The following is a 17,613-nucleotide window of genomic DNA, read 5'->3' as shown; positions in this document are numbered from 1 at the left end:
CTGACCCGCAAGGCGTTTTTTTCATGCCGCATTCGGCGCTTTGGTTCGTTTTTTCTTTCTCACCGGACTCAGCGCCCGCTCCAGCCATGCCATCACAAGATCTGCGATAACGGCCATCAGCGCTGTCGGAATGGCGCCGGCCAAAATAATCGCGGTTCCGTTCGTGGCGTTTGAGCCCCTGACAATGATGTCACCGAGTCCGCCCGCGCCGACAAACGTACCGATTGCCGTAATGCCGATCGCGATGACGAGCGCCGTCCGCAGCCCCGCCATGATGACGGAAAGCGCAAGCGGCAGCTCCACCATGCGGAGCACCTGAAATTTGGTCATGCCCATCGCTTTTCCCGATTCAAGATAAGCGTGTTCAATGCTGGCGATTCCCGTGTACGTATTCCGGATGATCGGAAGAAGCGAATATAAAAACAGCGACAATATCACCGTATTGGCGCCGAGCCCCATGACGAGCATCAGCACCGCAAGCATCGCAAGCGCCGGCACGGTCTGAATCACGTTTGTCACCGCGAATACCCAGCCGCTTAATGTTCTGTACCTGGCAATGAAGATGCCGAGCGGAACCCCGACGATCGCCGCAAATAAAACGCCGTATACCGACATGAGAAAATGGCGGTAAAACTCCTGAAGCACATAGGCGCCGTTTTGAGAATAATAAGTGCCGAGCTGCTGCAGCACTTCCATTTGCCCCACCTCATTTCTTATTCAAAATAATGATGTTTCTCCAAAAATTCTTTAGCGACGACGGACGGTTCTTTCAGCTTGCCGTCCACCTCGTAATTCAATCCCTGCATCGTTTCCGTATCAATTTTGCCGATCAGTTTATTCACAATGCCCTTCAGTTCAGGATGCTGCTTCAGCACGCTGTCGGGAATGACCGGCGAACAGTCATACGGCGGGAAAAACTGCTTGTCGTCTTTTAAAATTTTCAGATCGTACGCTTTGATCCGTCCGTCCGTTGAATAGGCGAGGACGGCATCCATTTTCCCGTTTTTCACGGCATCGTATACAAGTCCGATCTGCATCGGATAGGTTGTGCCGAATTCAAAGCCGTACGTGTCGATAAAGCCTTTATAGCCGTCACCTTTTCTTTTCAGCCACGCATTGTCTACACCGAGCTTAAATTGATCCGCATGCTTCTTAATATCGGACACTTTGTCTAAATGATCTTTTTCCGCAAGCTCTTTCGTGACGGTAAAAGCGTATGTGTTCTCAAATCCGTAAGAATCAAACCATTTGTAATGGAAGCGTTTCTCAAATTCCTTCTGGACGATGGCTAATGCTTTTTTCGGGTCTTTTTCCGCTTCCATGCCGAGGGTGCTCGTTAAATCCGTTCCCGAGTAGCGCGTCGCGGCGATATCGATTTCACCGCCGAGCATCGCCTGCTGCTGGACATAGTTCGATCCGAGGTTTTTAATTAATGCCGTATTCAAGTCTGTATTGTGTTCAATCATCTGTGCGATCATATTGGCGATAATTTCTGATTCCGTCATGCTTTGCGCCCCGATTTTGATCGTATCATCGGAAGCCCCGCTCAGGCCGGGAAGGGAACAGCCGCCTAGAAGCAGAGCAGCCGACAGCGCCAGTGCGCACATCCATCTCTTTTGATTTCTTTTCAAAACAGCCAACTCCTTATGATACTTCCTTCAGTCCTTTCAGCCCTTTCGGCGTCACCTTCCGTTCCGTCGCCGCCAGCAGATAATCAATGATAATGGCTAAAATGGTGACGGGCACGGCGCCGCCGATAATATATTCAGGCTGATAGAGATTCAGGCCGATAAAAATATAGTCTCCGAGCCCGCCGCCCCCGATAAAGGAAGCAAGCGTCGCCCAGCCGATCAGATAAATGGTGGATGTGCGGATGCCTGCCATGATCACCGGAACCGCAAGCGGCAGTTCCACAAGCCTGATCTGCTCCCAGACCGTCATCCCGATGCCTTTTCCCGATTCCAGCAGATTTTTGTTTACGCCTTGAATGCCTGTATACGTGTTCCGGAGAATCGGCAGCACCGAATAGAAAAACAGCGCGACGATCGCGGGCACCTTTCCCACGCCTAACAGCGGGATAAAAAATGCCAGTATCGCGAGACTCGGCAAGGTCTGCACAATGTTGACGGCGCCGATGACGGCGCCTGCGCCCTTTTTCATTCTCGTCAGCGCCACTCCGAGCGGAACGGCGACGACAATGCCTAATATGACGGCGATGATCGAAATGTATAAATGCTCCCACGTTTTATATAACAGTTCTCCGCCGTTCGTCTGCAAAAACTTGATCATTTCATTCATTGTAAGCGTTCCTCCCCTTGTCAGCCTGTCACCAGCTGGTCTTCCTCGCCCCAGATTGAATCGTAAACGATGTCGACAAGGCTCGCCCGCGTGACAATTCCGACTAAATGCCTTTGTTCATCAACGACGGGTACATATTTCATTCCGCGCTTTAAAATTTTGCGTACGGTATCGCGCAGCAGTGTCCCCTGCTCGACCATATACAGATCAGAGCGGAGCACGTCGCCGACGAGGCTCGCTTTTTTCCGGTTCTGATCAATGATCTCGACATCGACATACCCTTGCAGCACATTCAGGTCATCAACGACAAGCAGGGAATCGACACGGTGCTCCCGCATCACCTGTATCGCCTGCGAAAGCGTTTTGTCCGCCGTAACGGTGACAGGCTTTTTGTTCATCATCTGCTCGACGCGTTCAATGTCCGGTCTTGATTGCAATAACCGTTCTTTGCCGATAAATTCTTCGACAAACTCATTAGCCGGATTCCGGAGAATGTCATCAGGAGTGCCGGCCTGAACGATCTCTCCCGCTTTTAAAATGACGATCCGGTCAGCCAGCTTAATAGCTTCATCCATATCGTGTGTTACAAACACAATCGTTTTATTCAATGTTCTTTGCAGTTTTTTGAATTCTTCTTGAAGGGAATCCCGCGTAATCGGATCAAGCGCTCCGAACGGTTCATCCATAAGAATAAGAGGCGGTTCCGCTGCAAGGGCGCGCAGCACGCCGATTCTCTGCTGCTGTCCGCCGCTCAGCTCGTGAGGATAGCGGTCTAAATATTCCGGGCCCATATCGACGAGCTTCAAAAGCTCCCGCGCCCGTTCCTTCCGCTTTTGTTCCGGCCATTTCAGCAGTTTCGGCACGAGGGAAATGTTCTGCTGAATGGTCATATGAGGGAAAAGTCCGATCTGCTGAATGACGTAGCCGATTTTCCGTCTCAGCTCCACCGGGTCCTGCTCCATAATGTTTTCGCCATCGATAAAAATCTTACCGGATGACGGCTCAATCAGTCTGTTAATCATTTTCATCGTCGTCGTTTTTCCGCAGCCGCTCGGCCCGATAAAACAAATAAACTCGCCTTTTTCGATATTTAAATCAATGCTGTTAACAGCTTTTTTTCCGCCTTTATAGACTTTCGATACATTTTCTAATCTCAGCAATCCGCGCACCTCCGAAGGGTTCCGTTATTTTTCTGAAAAGTATAATCTTTATTATAAGATGAAATTTGTAAAATAAAAAGTTTACAATGTGTTGAAATTATATACAATATACGTATTTTTTCATGTTATCCCGCTGACAATGCGGATGTTCTTACAATCGCTCCCGATAGCTCGCATATCCTGCCGCATCATCTTTTTCATCAACTGTAAAAAATATGATATATTGTCAGCATGAAAAGCCAGTGAAGGGATGATCAGCCGTGGAAAAAAACGCTCTTGATATCATCGGGCATGCTGAAGAGCATCTCATTGAGAGAATCGCCGAGAATATGCATACATTCGGAATGCCGGCCACACTTGGACGTGTGCTCGGTATTATTTATATGAACCGCAAGCCGATGACGTTAAATGAGCTGTCAGAGGCGACCGGGATGAGCAAAACGAGGATGAGCCAGGTGGTCCGCGAAATGACCGATGCCAATCTGGCTGAAAAAGTGTTTGAAAAAGGCGTTCGGAAAGACCTTTACGACGTCGAGCGTGATTATTACCAGACGTTTATCTCCCTGTTTACGGCAAATTGGACAAAGGCGGTCAGCAAAAACAAAATGCTCTATAAAAAGCTGAACCGCGAGCTGACTGAGCTTCTGGAATCGGAAAATCTCAGTCCCGATATTGAAGAAAAAGCCCGCCAGCTTTTGGATGAACTGACGGATTGGCTCCATTATTATGACTGGCTGAGCCGTTTGATAGAATTTTTTGAGAGTGAAGAAGTGTTTCAGCATGTGCCGAAAATAGAAAAAAGCAGCACCCGAAGATAACCGGGCGCTGCTTTTTTTTAAGTCAGGAAACCAATATCGGGAACATGCCTTTCAGACCGGCGCCTATCATGCCGATCGCCACCACCGCCAAAATCAGCCCCATCAGTCGGGTAATGACGTTCATTTCGGTTTTCCCGAGCTTATTGCTGATGAAAGAAGAATAGTGAAAGAAGATGAACGTCATCGCGATGACGGCCGCAATGCCGATAAGCACGCTGATGTAATGGAAGATGCCGCCATGGCCGGCCGACAGACTCATCACCGTCGCGATCGTACCGGGACCGGCGATAATCGGAATCGACAAAGGCGTCACGGATATATCGGCTTTCTCCTTGCTCTCCCCTTTCTCTTCATGATGGAGAGACTGTACATGAGATTTCTTCGCGTTCAGAAGATTATAAGCGATGCCGAAAATAAAAATGCCGCCCGCGATACGTAAGGCATGAATGTTAATGTCAAACAGTTTAAAGATCAGATGGCCGAAGATTAAAAAAGCCGCCAAGATGATAAACGACAGCACGGAAGCCTTGCGCGCAATCGCTGTCCGTTCTTTCTCCGAGTACCCTTCCGTCAGTGAAAGAAAAATCGGCACGTTTCCGATGGGATTGGAGACTGCAAACAGTGAAATGAAGACATGAATGATGAATGAAAACATGCGTACCTCCTTATGGCTTGCCATTATTGAGTTATGTTTTGTTCTCCGCTGTTTCTTATGCATGGTTTTTACCCCGGGGTCTGCTTTTTAACCTCAGCCGGACGATCCGGAAACAGAAAAAAACCGTCCTTGTAAGGACGGTTTTTTTGTTTGCTATCTCCATAAGCCTTTTCCGAATTTCAACAGCCGATAAAGCATTTTCAATTTTTTTAGCATGCGTTAATTTCCTTTTTCACTCTGAATCAATGCGCCGAGAGACATGATATCTATCAGCTCCATTAAAATTCTACCATAATGGGTACTTTTTCTCTATTATCAATTCATAGAGAAAGTGATTTGTATATCTTTAGAAAACTCCGTTACATCCGCCCTATTTTCTTTTATAATGTAAATATTGAACAAAATCCCTATATTACTTGTAAAAGGAGTTTTAGAATGTATTGTTCTCAATGCGGCCATCATACTGATGGCGGAAAGTTTTGTGAAAAGTGCGGGGCGCCCCAGCCCGGGCAGGGAGGCGCAGGCCAAACGCAAGGCCAGGCCGCTCAGGCCGGCGCCGCGGCTAAGCAGGCTTCAAAGCAATTTGCCTTATTCGTGCTTGATGTGTTAAAGAGACCGTACCAAACATGTAAAACGACAGGCGGCGAACAGCTTGTCAGCAGCATCATCAACATGGTGCTTTTCTGCCTGGTGACGCCGATTATGTTTTATATTCTCCTATCAGACGGCTTTCGTGACGTCAGTTTTACCGCGGTTGTGATCAAACCGGCGCTTACCTTTGCATTATGCGTTTTCTGCCTGTATCTCTTGATTTTTATCGCTTTGAAGGCCGGCGGCGCGCAGGTGTCATTTAAAGATTCGCTGTCCAGATTCGGGGCCTTTTTGATTCCGTTTACAGCTATTTTGCTTCTTGCCCTCATTTTTATGCTGCTTCATACAACCGTTTGCTTCACCATTCTGGCTGTCGGTCTTTTAGGAGCGGCGTTTGCCGTGCCTCCGCTCATGCTGGCGAGCTATCAGCATCAGCTCACTACTAAGGCGGATATCATTTATTCTGTTATCGTCATCTATTTGATCATTTGCGTAACGTTTCAATTCACGATCAAGCATTATATAAAAGAACTCATGAATTATTTCTTCTTTTAAAAACGGAAACCCCCGCCGCCTGATTGGCGCGGGGGTTTTTTTTATTGAATGGATGTTAAATAAATTCTTCCGTCTTTAACAACGCCGCCATACGTCCAATTGTATGTTCTGAGCTTCGGACTGCCGCCGGCTTTCGTAATATAAAACTCCTCGTACGTGTGAATCGTCAAATGGGAGCCTTTCTGTGAAAAGCTTTTGACATTCACTTCATTAAATACTTCGGTCGTCCCCTCGCTGTGCAGTTTTTTGACCAGTTTCTGCTGATCAGCATACAAAGGGCTCCCCTCTTCTAAATTGCCCGCCATGATGGCAAAATTGTTAAGGCTGACGGCGCTTGATTGATTTGTCAGGTAATCAGTCATAAACGATGTGACTTGCTCGTTTGTCACGCTGCCTGAAGCTGTATTTCCTTTGGATGATGCCCATGCGGATGTATAGGTATTCGGCTGGTCATTTTTTATTTTTTTTACATTTGTCCCGGAAGAATCTGAGGCAGGATCAGCTTTTTCGAAAACCCATTTTTTATGTTTTGTATCATATGAGAGTACATAGTGAAAACTCGGCTCAGCCTCTTCCATATCAGGCTTCGTATTCCCGTCGAAATAAGCAGACTCATGAAGCTCTTTACCCGTAACAGTTACTTGCCAGCGGCCGTTCTCTTGAGAAATCGCAAATGAATCCAGATCAAAGCTTGTCTCTTTATACTGATCCTTCAAAAAGGTGCCGGAACTCTTCATGCCGGATACCGCTTCTTTCGTCTGCTCTTTCCAGGCGGAACCAGCCTCGGTCATCTGATCAGTATTTCCGTCTGCCATCGCTTTTGTATACTGCTTCGTTGTTTTGACAATCGTGTCCATGATTGTTTGTTGTGTATCTTGATCCGGGATAAGCGTTAAGTCCACATCAGTACTGTTGATCGGAACATCGGCAGTTTTCATTTTCCCCCAAGGAAAATCAGCCTCCACGGCGGCTGTCATGGAACCGTCAGTTAAGAGCGGACCGTATGTAACGGATGTAAACGGATCTTTATGGACGGACTTGCCGTTTATCAGCAGATCGCCTTTCACGCTTTTGAAGCTGTCTGCCGGAGTGAACGTCACATCCTCGGCGTCTAACGGCAGGTCAAACTCAACATTCCGGCTGCCGGCCGCCTCTGCCTCTTGCTTTTTGACAACGTCAACCGTCTCATTTTTAAGCTTGGCTTCCGCCGTGTAGACACCGGGTGCATACGGGCCGAAGATTTGGGTTTCATCGGCTTTTTTGACCGTACCTGTTTTCTCGCTGTTGATATAAAGATCGGCGCCTTTATAATTGCTTGTGACGCGGAAATAAACCGGATCGACTTTCAGTTCGTAATGGTCAAACAAAAGAAGGGTTTTTCCCTCTTTTTTGACGTATACCGCATCTTTTTCTGATGAATTGCCGCGAAGCGATGCCAGCAGTTCATCGTGTTTCTTTGCGTATGCAAGGAGCGGTTTGACATTGGTCTCATTCAGCTTCAGTTTTTTGTCTGAAGGAGTGAGCAGGGCTGCGAGCTTTTTCGTGTCCCCGTCATGAACCGCCTGTTCGAATTGATCTGTGAGCCTTTTTTCAGATGTCAGCCAGGCTCCGGTTTTATATGCGGCAATCAATAAGATCAGCGCTGCGGCAATGCCTCCCCATAGGAAGAGCGTTTTTTTAGGGATCGGCTTTCTCGGCTGTGATGCGGATTCAGCCGCCTGCCGCTCCAGCCGGCTTCCTTTCCCGATCGGTTTTCCGCATTCTTTACAGAAATGCGCCTCTTCGTTGTTCTGCTGGCCGCAATACTTACAAAAAAACATGACTTTCCTCCTATTCAATCTGCAAAACTTGTATAACTTTTCCTATGTTTCATATTTTATAATAAAGTAGAATGATTTTGGAGTTATTTTGAAAAATAGCTGTCGATCATAACGGAGGAGGAGAAACGGACATGCAAAAACTGAGCATCCGAAAAGCCGCGGAGCCGGATGAAGCGCTGTATGAACTATTGCTGCTGGCCGATCCGTCGAAAGAGATTGTCGATGATTATCTTGTAAGAGGAGAATGCTATACGGCTTGGACGTCAGACGAGCTTGCAGGGGTCTTCGTCCTTTTGAAAACAAGACCAAAAACAGTAGAAATCGTCAATATTGCGGTGAAAGAATCAATGCACAACAATGGCATCGGCAGAAAGCTCATAGAAGAGGCCGTGAATAAGGCAAAACAAATGGGAGCGGCGACTATTGAAATTGGAACGGGCAACTCCAGTATAGGCCAGCTTGCCCTTTACCAAAAATGTGGCTTCAGACTTCAAGCCATCGACCATGATTTTTTCATCAGGCATTATGAAGAGGAGATTTTCGAAAACGGGATACAGTGCCGCGACATGGTAAGGCTTTATGCAGATATATAAAAAAACCTCCCCATGGGGAGGTTTTTTCGATTACTTATTCAAGTTATAGAAAGAGTTGATACCGTGGTATTGAGCAGTTTCAGCCAACTGATCTTCGATGCGAAGAAGCTGGTTGTATTTCGCAACACGGTCCGTACGGGACGGAGCACCTGTTTTGATTTGTCCTGCATTAGTTGCCACAGCGATATCAGCGATTGTGCTGTCTTCAGTTTCACCTGAACGGTGAGAGATAACGGCAGTGTAGCCCGCGCGTTTCGCCATTTCGATCGCATCGAATGTTTCAGTCAATGTACCGATTTGGTTTACTTTGATCAGGATAGAGTTGCCTACGCCGTTTTTGATACCTTCAGCAAGCTTTTTCGTGTTTGTAACGAAAAGGTCGTCACCGACAAGCTGAACTTTTTTGCCAAGACGCTCTGTAAGAAGTTTGTGGCCTTCCCAGTCGTTCTCGTCAAGTCCGTCTTCGATAGAGATGATTGGGTATTTAGAAACCATTTCTTCGTACCAGTCAACCATTTCAGCAGATGTTTTCACAACGCCTTCGCCAGACAGATGGTATTTGCCGTCTTCTTTGTTGTAGAACTCAGAAGATGCAGCATCCATAGCAAGCTTCACTTCTTCGCCAGGTTTGAAGCCGGCTTTTTCGATTGCTTCAACGATTGTTTGAAGCGCTTCTTCGTTAGAACCAAGGTTCGGAGCGAATCCGCCTTCGTCACCTACAGCTGTGTTCATTCCTTTAGCAGAAAGAACTGATTTCAGGCTGTGGAAGATTTGAGCGCCCATGCGAAGCGCTTCACGGAAGTTAGGCGCGCCTACAGGCATAATCATGAATTCTTGAATGTCTACGTTGTTGTCAGCATGCTCTCCGCCGTTTACGATGTTCATCATCGGTACAGGAAGCGTTTTTGAGTTGAATCCTCCAAGGTATTGGTAAAGAGGAATCTGTAAGAAATCAGCAGCTGCGCGCGCACAAGCCATAGATACGCCAAGGATTGCGTTCGCACCGAGTTTGCCTTTGTTTTCAGTTCCGTCAAGCTCGATTAAAAGCTGATCGATTGCGTTTTGTTCAGTTACGTCAAAGCCGAGAAGCTCTGGAGAAATGATTTCGTTTACGTTGTTAACAGCAGTTAACACGCCTTTTCCAAGGTAACGGTCTTTGTCGCCGTCACGAAGCTCAACCGCTTCGTATTCACCTGTAGAAGCTCCGCTTGGCACTAATGCGCGGCCGAAAGCTCCTGTTTCTGTATATACTTCAACTTCAACTGTTGGGTTGCCGCGGGAGTCGAGGACTTCGCGTGCATAAACATCAACAATGTATGGCATGAGTTTGTCTCTCCTTTTGATTTACGCTTATTTTTGAATTAAAGATGTTCCTGTCATTTCTTTCGGTTTTTCAACACCGAGAAGGTCTAATAACGTTGGTGCGAGGTCGCCTAGGATTCCGCCTTCGCGCAGCGTCACGCCTTCTTTCGTCACAATGACAGGGACTGGGTTTGTCGTATGGGCAGTGTGCGGTTCGCCTGTTTCTGTAATCAGAATGTCCGCATTACCGTGATCAGCGGTAATGATGGCATGTCCGCCTTTAGCGATGATGGCGTCAACCACTTCGCCTAAGCATTCGTCCACTGCTTCAATTGCTTTAATCGTCGGTTCGACCATTCCGGAGTGGCCGACCATGTCAGGGTTTGCAAAGTTCAGGATGATCGCGTCGTGCTTGTCAGCCGCGATTTCTTTTACAAGAGCATCCTTCACTTCATACGCGCTCATTTCAGGCTTCAGGTCATATGTCGCGACCTTCGGCGAGTTAATGAGGATGCGCTCTTCGCCCGGGAATTCTTCTTCGCGGCCGCCGCTCATAAAGAACGTAACGTGCGGATACTTTTCAGTTTCTGCAATGCGAAGCTGTTTTAACCCGTGCTGTGCTAATACTTCACCGACCGTATTGTCAAGGTTTACCGGTTTAAAAGCCACATATCCGTCAACAGATTCACTGAAGTGAGTCAGGCAGACGAAATACAGGTTTTTCGGATGATTTTCACCGCGGTCGAAATCGCGGAAATCTTTGTTGGTAAACGTGTTTGAAATCTGGATGGCGCGGTCCGGTCTGAAATTATAGAAAATCACAGAATCGCCGTCATGAATTTTCGCAACGGGTTCACCGTTTTCTTTTGTGATGACGGACGGAATGACGAATTCATCATGAATGCCGTTCGCATAAGAATCGTCGACTACATCCATCGCGCTGCGGTAAGACGGGCCTTCGCCGTAAGCCATTGCGCGGTACGCTTTTTCCACACGGTCCCAGCGTTTGTCGCGGTCCATGGAGTAGTAGCGTCCGGAAATGCTGGCGATTTCGCCGACACCGATTTCTTCGATCTGCTCATTCAGCTGCTGAATGTAAGTTTTCGCTGTTTGCGGACCTACATCGCGGCCGTCGAGGAAACCGTGAATATACACCTTCGTCAGTCCTTCACTTTTCGCAAGCTTCAGCAGCGCGAATAAATGATTGATATGACTGTGTACGCCTCCGTCAGAAAGAAGGCCGAACAGGTGCAGCGCTTTGTCGTTGTCTTTCGCGTTTTTGATGGCGTCAAGGAACGTTTGATTGCGTTCGAATTCGCCTTCGCGGATGGCAACGTTCACGCGTGTTAAGCTTTGGTACACAATACGTCCTGCGCCGATATTCAAATGACCGACTTCAGAGTTCCCCATCTGTCCTTCAGGCAGTCCGACTGCTTCGCCTGATGCCGTCAGCGTCTGATGAGGGTATTGGTTCCAATAACGGTCGAAATTCGTTTTTTTCGCTTGTGCGACTGCGTTTCCGACTGTTTCATTGCGTAATCCGAACCCATCAAGAATGATGAGTGCAGCTGGTTTTTTACTCATATTGACCTTCCTCCAATAATTGAACGAATGACTGCGGTTCAAGGCTTGCGCCGCCGACCAAAGCACCGTCAATATCGGACTCTGCCATATATTCTTTAATATTTGCAGGTTTTACGCTGCCGCCGTATTGAATGCGGAGCTTGTCAGCAGTTTCCTGGCTGAAGCTTTCAGCAACGACTTTACGGATATGTGCGCAGACGTCGTTAGCATCTTTCGCTGTAGAAGATTTGCCTGTTCCGATTGCCCAGATTGGCTCGTACGCAATAACGGAAGCGGCAACTTGCTCTTCAGAAAGACCCGCAAGACCTTTTTTCACTTGATCGGCAACAAGATCATTTGTTTTTCCGGCTTCGCGCTCTTCAAGCGTTTCACCTACGCAAATGATCGGCACAATGCCGTGTTTGAAAGCGGCATGCGCTTTTTTGTTAACTGTTTCATCAGTTTCAGCGAACATTTCACGGCGCTCAGAGTGGCCGATGACGCAGTAATCCACGCCAAGGTCTTTCAGAGCGACCGGGCTGATTTCACCTGTGAACGCACCGTTTTCTTCAAAATGCATGTTTTGGGCGCCGACTTTCAGGTCAGTTCCTTTAACAGCAGAAGTCAGCTTTTCTAAGAAAAGAGCTGGTGCGCAAACAACGGCTTCCGCTTTGTCTGCTGCTGGAATGGAAGATTTTACTTCTTCAACGAAGCTGACAGCTTCGCCGAGTGTTTTGTTCATTTTCCAGTTACCGGCTATAATTGGTTTTCTCATCTGTTCCACTTCCTTATAGCAGTTTTTATTTATCGTTCAGCGCAGCTACACCCGGAAGCTCTTTGCCTTCCATGAATTCAAGGGATGCGCCGCCGCCTGTTGAGATATGGCTCATTTTGTCAGCAAGGCCGAATTTTTCAACGGCTGCCGCAGAGTCTCCTCCGCCGATGACAGAGTATGTATCGTTTGCCTCTGCCAATGCTTCAGCCACTGCTTTTGTGCCTTGAGCGAACAAGTCGATTTCGAATACGCCCATCGGTCCGTTCCATACGACAAGTTTGCTGTTTTTGATAACTTCAGCGTACGTTTCGCGGGTTTTCGTTCCGATGTCGATCGCTTCTAAATCACTTGGAATCTCAGAGATCGGCACGATTTGAACGTTTGCATCGTTAGAGAAATCATCAGCAACGAGCACGTCTTCCGGCATATAGAATGTAACGCCTTTTTCTTTCGCGCGGTCCATGAATGATTTTGCAAGTTCGATTTTATCTTCTTCAAGCAAAGATTTACCGACTTCATAGCCAAGCGCTTTTACGAATGTGTAAGCAAGACCTCCGCCGATGATCAGGTTGTCCACTTTATCAAGCAGACTTTCGATTACGCCGATTTTGTCTTTTACTTTCGCGCCGCCGATGATTGCCGTAAACGGGCGCTCAGGATTTGTCACGGCTTTGCCGAGAACGTCAAGCTCTTTTTCCATCAGGAATCCTGCAACCGCCGGCAGATGCTCGGCAATTCCGGCTGTAGATGCGTGAGCACGGTGGGCAGCACCGAATGCGTCATTGACATATACATCCGCAAGCTCAGCAAATGCTTTTGCAAGTTCAGGATCATTTTTCTCTTCACCAGGATAGAAACGTACGTTTTCCAATACAAGAACGTCTCCGTCCTTCATCTCGGAAATTTGTGCTTTTACAGCATCGCCGTAAGCTTCATCCGCTTTTTTCACTTCTTTGCCGAGCAGTTCGCCTAAGCGTGCAGCGACAGGAGTTAAACGAAGCTCCTCAACCACTTCGCCTTTCGGGCGGCCTAAGTGGCTCGCAAGAAGGACTTTCGCGCCTTGGTCTGCAAGGTGTTTGATTGTTGGAAGCGCAGCGCGGATACGAGTATCGTCTGTTACTTCCCCGTCTTTCATTGGAACGTTAAAGTCAACGCGGCAGAATACGACTTTGCCTTTTACGTCGATGTCTTTTACTGTTTTTTTATTCATGCCTTAGGAGATCCTCCTTCAAAATGGTTTGCATAGCACGAAAAACGTGAAACGTGAAAACGCCTCATGATGCTTCCGCCGCGGGGCAGATTGCAGCTTCCGGGCACGGGGCAGATCGTCTTCTGAGCCAGGGCAGGCGGCTCAGAAAACGAAAGTGCCGCGGAAACTTCAAAACGCGGACGTTCTGCAGCAATCCGGCGCTTTCTGAAAGCCGGTTCTCATGGAAAAAGGGAAAGGGAGTCCGTCCCCTTCCCTTGTCCGCTTTCATTATAGCGTTTCTGTCCGAAAGAACCAAGTCCGGCCCTTTCCGGGAGCTATGAATTAAAGACCTTGTTTTGCGATGTAAGCTGCAAGGTCAACAACGCGGTTAGAGTAGCCGCTTTCGTTATCGTACCAAGAGATTACTTTTACCATGCTGCCTTCCATAACCATTGTAGAAAGAGCATCGATTGTAGAAGAGTTAGCATTGCCGTTGTAGTCTCCGGATACTAATGGCTCTTCGCTGTAGCCAAGGATTCCTTTAAGATCGCCTTCAGCCGCTTCCTTAAGAGCTGCGTTTACGTCTTCAGCCGTTACGTCTTTGTTCAGTTCAGCAACTAGGTCAACAAGAGAAACGTTTGGAGTCGGCACACGCATAGCTCCGCCGTTCAGTTTGCCTTTCAGTTCAGGAAGAACAAGGGAAACTGCTTTAGCAGCACCAGTTGATGTAGGAATGATGTTTTCAGCTGCTGCACGCGCACGACGGTAGTCTTTGTGCGGAAGATCAAGAATTTGCTGATCGTTTGTGTAAGAGTGAACAGTTGTCATCATACCGCGTTTGATGCCGAATTTGTCGTTAAGTACTTTTGCAAACGGCGCAAGGCAGTTTGTTGTGCAAGATGCGTTAGAGATAACATGGTGGTTAGCCGCATCGTATTTGTCTTCGTTAACACCCATAACGATTGTGATATCTTCTTCGTTAGCAGGTGCAGAGATGATAACTTTTTTCGCGCCTGCTTCTAAGTGTTTCGCAGCGTCTGCGCGTTTTGTGAAGAAACCAGTAGATTCAACTACGATTTCAACGCCTTGTTTGCCCCAGCTGAGTTTCGCAGGATCGCGCTCAGCAGAAACTTCGATTGTTTTGCCGTTAACAACAAGGTTGCTGCCGTCAACTTTAACTTCTGCATCTAATTTTCCGTGTACGGAATCATATTGTAAAAGATGAGCAAGCATGTTAGCGTCTGTTAAATCGTTAACCGCTACTACCTCAACTTCAGGATTGTTTAATGCTGCGCGGAATACGTTACGTCCAATACGACCAAAACCGTTAATACCGACTTTTACTGCCATGATTATTTCCTCCTTTAAATAAGTGAGAGATATTTATATTGAGGGACTGTTATCCCTTAATAACTTCTTTGCGGCTCCTTCGTCCGTGACGAGAACCGTGTTTCGCTGCTTTTTAAAATAAGCTTCAATTGCTTCTGCTTTTGATGATCCGCCCGCTACCGCGATAATGTCGGGAATGGCATCGAGGTCATCAAGCTGCATTCCGACTGAATGCACCTTGTGAACGACTTCTCCGTCCGCATTAAAGTAGTAGCCGAATGCCTCTGTCACCGCATGATTGTCATCTATTTTCTTCAAATCTTCCAAAGGCGTGTTTCTTCGCTCCGCCATTGTTCTAGCTTCGCCGATTCCGTGAACGAGCATACTCGCTGATTTAATCGTGTGAAGCACCTCTTTTACGGAAGGCTCTTCAATAATAGATGAGTAGGCGCCTTGTGACAGCTGCCCGGGAACGAACAAAAGCCGGTAAGTGCCTGAAGCCTTTTCCGCCATATGCGCGCATATGGTGTTCGCCTGGTTTTTCACATCTTCGCCTAAACCGCCTCTTGCGGGCACAAACAGGAGCTCGCGGTTTTTTGAATCCGGCGTCATCATATCGGCGACGGCTTCAATTGTCGTACCGCCGGTTACAGCGACGATATTTTTGCCTGAAAATCTCTTTTTCATACATGCAACGGCCGCTCTCCCTAATTCTTTTTTGACCCAAGGAGATTGGTCGCTGTCTCCGGAAACGATAATGGCGTCTTTCAGATTAAGCCGCTCTTTTAATGTCTTTTCCAAAAGCGTCAATCCTAAAACATCCTTCATCGTATCTTCCAGAATCGAAAGCAGTGAGTAGCCCTCTTCCGTCATTGTCATGCCGTTTGTTTTAATATCGATGAGATTCTGTTCTTTCAAAAACTGAACCTCGCTTCTGAGAACGCGCTCGGTCAATCCGAGACTGGCTGCAAGACTTCTGCGGCCGATCGGTTCGGTAAGCCTGATATACTGCAAGATTTCAAATCTTTTCTGCATCACAAGCAAAAGATCAGGCAATAATTTTTTTTGAGCTTGTATTAACTGGTTCATGACTCAAACGTTCCTTCCTATTCATACTGGACAGAAAATGTCCCGCTATGACAAAAAACGTCCCATCATAGCCAAAAAAAATTATGTCTGCTTTCTTTAATTATTTTAACAGGATGACATTGTTAATTCAACTGTTAAAGGTCAATTCGTCGACATTCTTCGCAGGATTTTCCAGTATCTCCTTGATACAGTCATTATATACAGAAACGGAATGAAGGTGACAGACAAAAGCCCGCCGGAGCGGACTTTTGTCGTAAAACGCTTTCATTTTATCCAGAGTTTTTCTATTTCTTCTAATGATTTATTTTTCGTCTCAGGGCAGATCGTCACGACAAACAAGAAACAGAGAATATTAATGACGGCGAATATCCAGAAGGTGTACGCGAGCCCTAACCCGCTGATCATCATCGGCACGAACTGGCCGATCGCCCAGTTGGCCCCCCATAAGAATATCGTCGCGATACCGGCGGCGCGTGCGCGGAGGTGGTTCGGAAAGATTTCCGAAATCATGATCCACGTAATCGGCCCGACTGATACGCAGAAAGCGGCGACGAATCCCAATATGATGACGACTAAAGCCGGACCGCTCGCCAGCTGAAAATAAAAGGATGCCCCGATTAAGATCATGAACAGCGCCATAAAGGCAGATCCGACCCCCATCAGCTTTTTCCGGCCCACCTTATCGACTAAAAGAACCGCGATAATGGTGAAAATCACTTCAACGACACCGACGATGCATGTCGTGATAAACCCCGCATTCTGTCCGAAGCCCATCATTTTGAAAATTTCCGGCCCGTAATACGTAATTGCGTTCATGCCGATGACCTGATTGAATAAAGCCAGCAGAATCCCGATCACAAGCGCTTTTCTCAGCCCCGGTTTAAACAGCTGAGACAATGACCCCATTTTTTCTAATTGTAAAGACGTTTCGATTTGTTTGATTTCTTCTTTCGCGGTCTGCTCGCCGTTAATGCGCGTCAGCACGGCGAGGGCTTCATTCCGGCGCCCCGCTTTCGCAAGCCAGCGCGGGCTTTCAGGCACGATAAGCAACACGATAAAAAAGATGACGGACGGAATCATGCCGTAAGCGAGCATCCACCGCCAGCCGGTGTGCACCCCCCATTCATATGAGCCGGACTGCTGAACGGCGAGGTTAATAAAATAAGTGCCGGAAATCCCTAATATCGTAAACAGCTGATACAGTGAAGACAGACTGCCGCGTATTGCCGGCGGAGCGGCTTCGGTAATATACGTGACAGAAAGCGAGGAGCCCATGCCGATTCCCAGACCGCCGATGACTCTGGCGATCACTAAGGAAGACACACTTTGAGAAAGCGCAGAGACAACCGCTGACACCGCAAACAACAGCGCCGCTGCCATCAAAATCTTTCTCCGTCCGAAACGGTCGCTCAAAAATCCGGAAATCCCGACGCCGAAAACACCGCCGATCATTATGCTTGAAATCACGAGCCCTTCCATAAAAGGACTTAAGCGGTACAAATCTTTCAGGAAACCGATGGCGCCGGAAATCACCGCCGTGTCATAACCGTACAAAAGCCCTCCCAGTCCGGCCGCGCATGAGATGAGAATGACAAACCACTTGGAATGCTGCCGAGTGACAGGTACATTTGAGCCAATTGGTGCCGGGTGATTCTTCATGAATTTTACCCTCCCGCGAATAATAGAATAAAAACGCTTACAAATCTGAGTGCGGCGCTTGATGTTGCTTTGTTTTCTTCAGAATCGCCACATTTGTACGTACTTATAAAGAATTTTATCTAAAAATAAGGAAAATTAGTACGTACAAATAAAGAATAAGCAGTTTTTCATAATCTGTCAATTATTTTTACAGCTTGATGAAAGGGCTTACTATGTT

Annotated in this window: 16 protein-coding genes; 3 read left to right on the top strand and 13 right to left on the bottom strand. The window is 47.4% G+C overall.

The window, feature by feature from the left end; translation table 11 throughout:
* Positions 1-21: 21 nt before the first annotated feature.
* From opuCD to opuCA, 4 genes are read right to left on the bottom strand one after another with little or no spacing between them, the layout of a single operon-like run.
* Entirely contained in the window at positions 22-696 is a 675-nt protein-coding gene (opuCD, locus tag ACNFN4_RS08410; protein ID WP_003151658.1) for a glycine betaine/carnitine/choline/choline sulfate ABC transporter permease OpuCD, read from the bottom strand.
* A 17-nt stretch (positions 697-713) separates the two neighbouring features.
* The gene (gene opuCC, locus ACNFN4_RS08405) at positions 714-1,607 is read right to left on the bottom strand and encodes an osmoprotectant ABC transporter substrate-binding lipoprotein OpuCC (protein WP_094296336.1); all 894 of its coding nucleotides are present in this window, start codon (positions 1,605-1,607) and stop codon (positions 714-716) included.
* A gap of 37 nt (positions 1,608-1,644) precedes the next feature.
* Positions 1,645-2,298, bottom strand: a complete 654-nt coding sequence (locus ACNFN4_RS08400; RefSeq protein ID WP_003151654.1) for an ABC transporter permease — start codon at positions 2,296-2,298, stop codon at positions 1,645-1,647.
* 20 nt (positions 2,299-2,318) lie between these two features.
* Positions 2,319-3,458 (bottom strand): osmoprotectant ABC transporter ATP-binding protein OpuCA, encoded by a 1,140-nt coding sequence (gene opuCA, locus ACNFN4_RS08395; RefSeq protein WP_053285144.1) that lies wholly within the window; start codon positions 3,456-3,458, stop codon positions 2,319-2,321.
* A 260-nt stretch (positions 3,459-3,718) separates the two neighbouring features.
* Between opuCA and ACNFN4_RS08390 the strand changes: the two genes are divergently transcribed.
* Positions 3,719-4,276: a GbsR/MarR family transcriptional regulator gene (locus tag ACNFN4_RS08390; RefSeq protein ID WP_014418904.1), complete on the top strand. Its 558-nt coding sequence runs from the start codon at positions 3,719-3,721 to the stop codon at positions 4,274-4,276.
* 22 nt (positions 4,277-4,298) lie between these two features.
* Here ACNFN4_RS08390 and ACNFN4_RS08385 read toward each other — a convergent pair whose 3' ends face one another.
* Positions 4,299-4,931 carry an NAAT family transporter gene (locus tag ACNFN4_RS08385; RefSeq protein ID WP_007409973.1) on the bottom strand — a complete coding sequence of 211 codons (633 nt, stop codon included), beginning with the start codon at positions 4,929-4,931 and terminating at the stop codon, positions 4,299-4,301.
* Positions 4,932-5,366: 435 nt separating this feature from the next.
* On the opposite strand from ACNFN4_RS08385, the gene ACNFN4_RS08380 reads away from it, so the two are divergent.
* Positions 5,367-6,077, top strand: coding sequence for a hypothetical protein (locus ACNFN4_RS08380; protein ID WP_014418906.1), 711 nt, complete (start codon positions 5,367-5,369; stop codon positions 6,075-6,077).
* 41 nt (positions 6,078-6,118) lie between these two features.
* On the opposite strand, the gene ACNFN4_RS08375 is transcribed toward ACNFN4_RS08380, so the two are convergent.
* Positions 6,119-7,897 (bottom strand): zinc ribbon domain-containing protein, encoded by a 1,779-nt coding sequence (locus ACNFN4_RS08375; RefSeq protein WP_021495212.1) that lies wholly within the window; start codon positions 7,895-7,897, stop codon positions 6,119-6,121.
* Positions 7,898-8,028: 131 nt separating this feature from the next.
* Here ACNFN4_RS08375 and ACNFN4_RS08370 point away from each other — a divergent pair, with 131 nt between their 5' ends.
* Positions 8,029-8,490 (top strand): GNAT family N-acetyltransferase, encoded by a 462-nt coding sequence (locus tag ACNFN4_RS08370; protein WP_022553806.1) that lies wholly within the window; start codon positions 8,029-8,031, stop codon positions 8,488-8,490.
* 30 nt (positions 8,491-8,520) lie between these two features.
* On the opposite strand, the gene eno is transcribed toward ACNFN4_RS08370, so the two are convergent.
* From eno to ACNFN4_RS08335, 7 genes are all read right to left on the bottom strand, one after another.
* Positions 8,521-9,813: a phosphopyruvate hydratase gene (eno, locus tag ACNFN4_RS08365; protein WP_007409956.1), complete on the bottom strand. Its 1,293-nt coding sequence runs from the start codon at positions 9,811-9,813 to the stop codon at positions 8,521-8,523.
* Between the two features lie 27 nt (positions 9,814-9,840).
* Complete coding sequence (gpmI, locus tag ACNFN4_RS08360) at positions 9,841-11,376, bottom strand: 2,3-bisphosphoglycerate-independent phosphoglycerate mutase (protein WP_182072011.1); 1,536 nt, start codon at positions 11,374-11,376, stop codon at positions 9,841-9,843.
* Complete coding sequence (tpiA, locus tag ACNFN4_RS08355) at positions 11,369-12,130, bottom strand: triose-phosphate isomerase (RefSeq protein WP_003151618.1); 762 nt, start codon at positions 12,128-12,130, stop codon at positions 11,369-11,371. Before tpiA ends, gpmI begins: the two co-directional genes overlap by 8 nt.
* Positions 12,131-12,155: 25 nt before the next feature.
* Positions 12,156-13,340, bottom strand: a complete 1,185-nt coding sequence (locus tag ACNFN4_RS08350; protein ID WP_053285142.1) for a phosphoglycerate kinase — start codon at positions 13,338-13,340, stop codon at positions 12,156-12,158.
* A gap of 321 nt (positions 13,341-13,661) precedes the next feature.
* The gene (gene gap, locus ACNFN4_RS08345; protein WP_003151611.1) at positions 13,662-14,669 is read right to left on the bottom strand and encodes a type I glyceraldehyde-3-phosphate dehydrogenase; all 1,008 of its coding nucleotides are present in this window, start codon (positions 14,667-14,669) and stop codon (positions 13,662-13,664) included.
* 33 nt (positions 14,670-14,702) lie between these two features.
* Positions 14,703-15,737 carry a gapA transcriptional regulator CggR gene (gene cggR, locus ACNFN4_RS08340; RefSeq protein WP_003151607.1) on the bottom strand — a complete coding sequence of 345 codons (1,035 nt, stop codon included), beginning with the start codon at positions 15,735-15,737 and terminating at the stop codon, positions 14,703-14,705.
* A gap of 264 nt (positions 15,738-16,001) precedes the next feature.
* Positions 16,002-17,396 carry a sugar porter family MFS transporter gene (locus ACNFN4_RS08335; protein ID WP_003151605.1) on the bottom strand — a complete coding sequence of 465 codons (1,395 nt, stop codon included), beginning with the start codon at positions 17,394-17,396 and terminating at the stop codon, positions 16,002-16,004.
* Between the last annotated feature and the right edge of the window lie 217 nt (positions 17,397-17,613).

The sequence above is a fragment of the Bacillus sp. N1(2025) genome, from assembly GCF_053470005.1.
The sequence above is the reverse complement of the archived record's forward strand: the minus strand, read 5'-3'. Positions and strand labels throughout refer to the sequence as shown.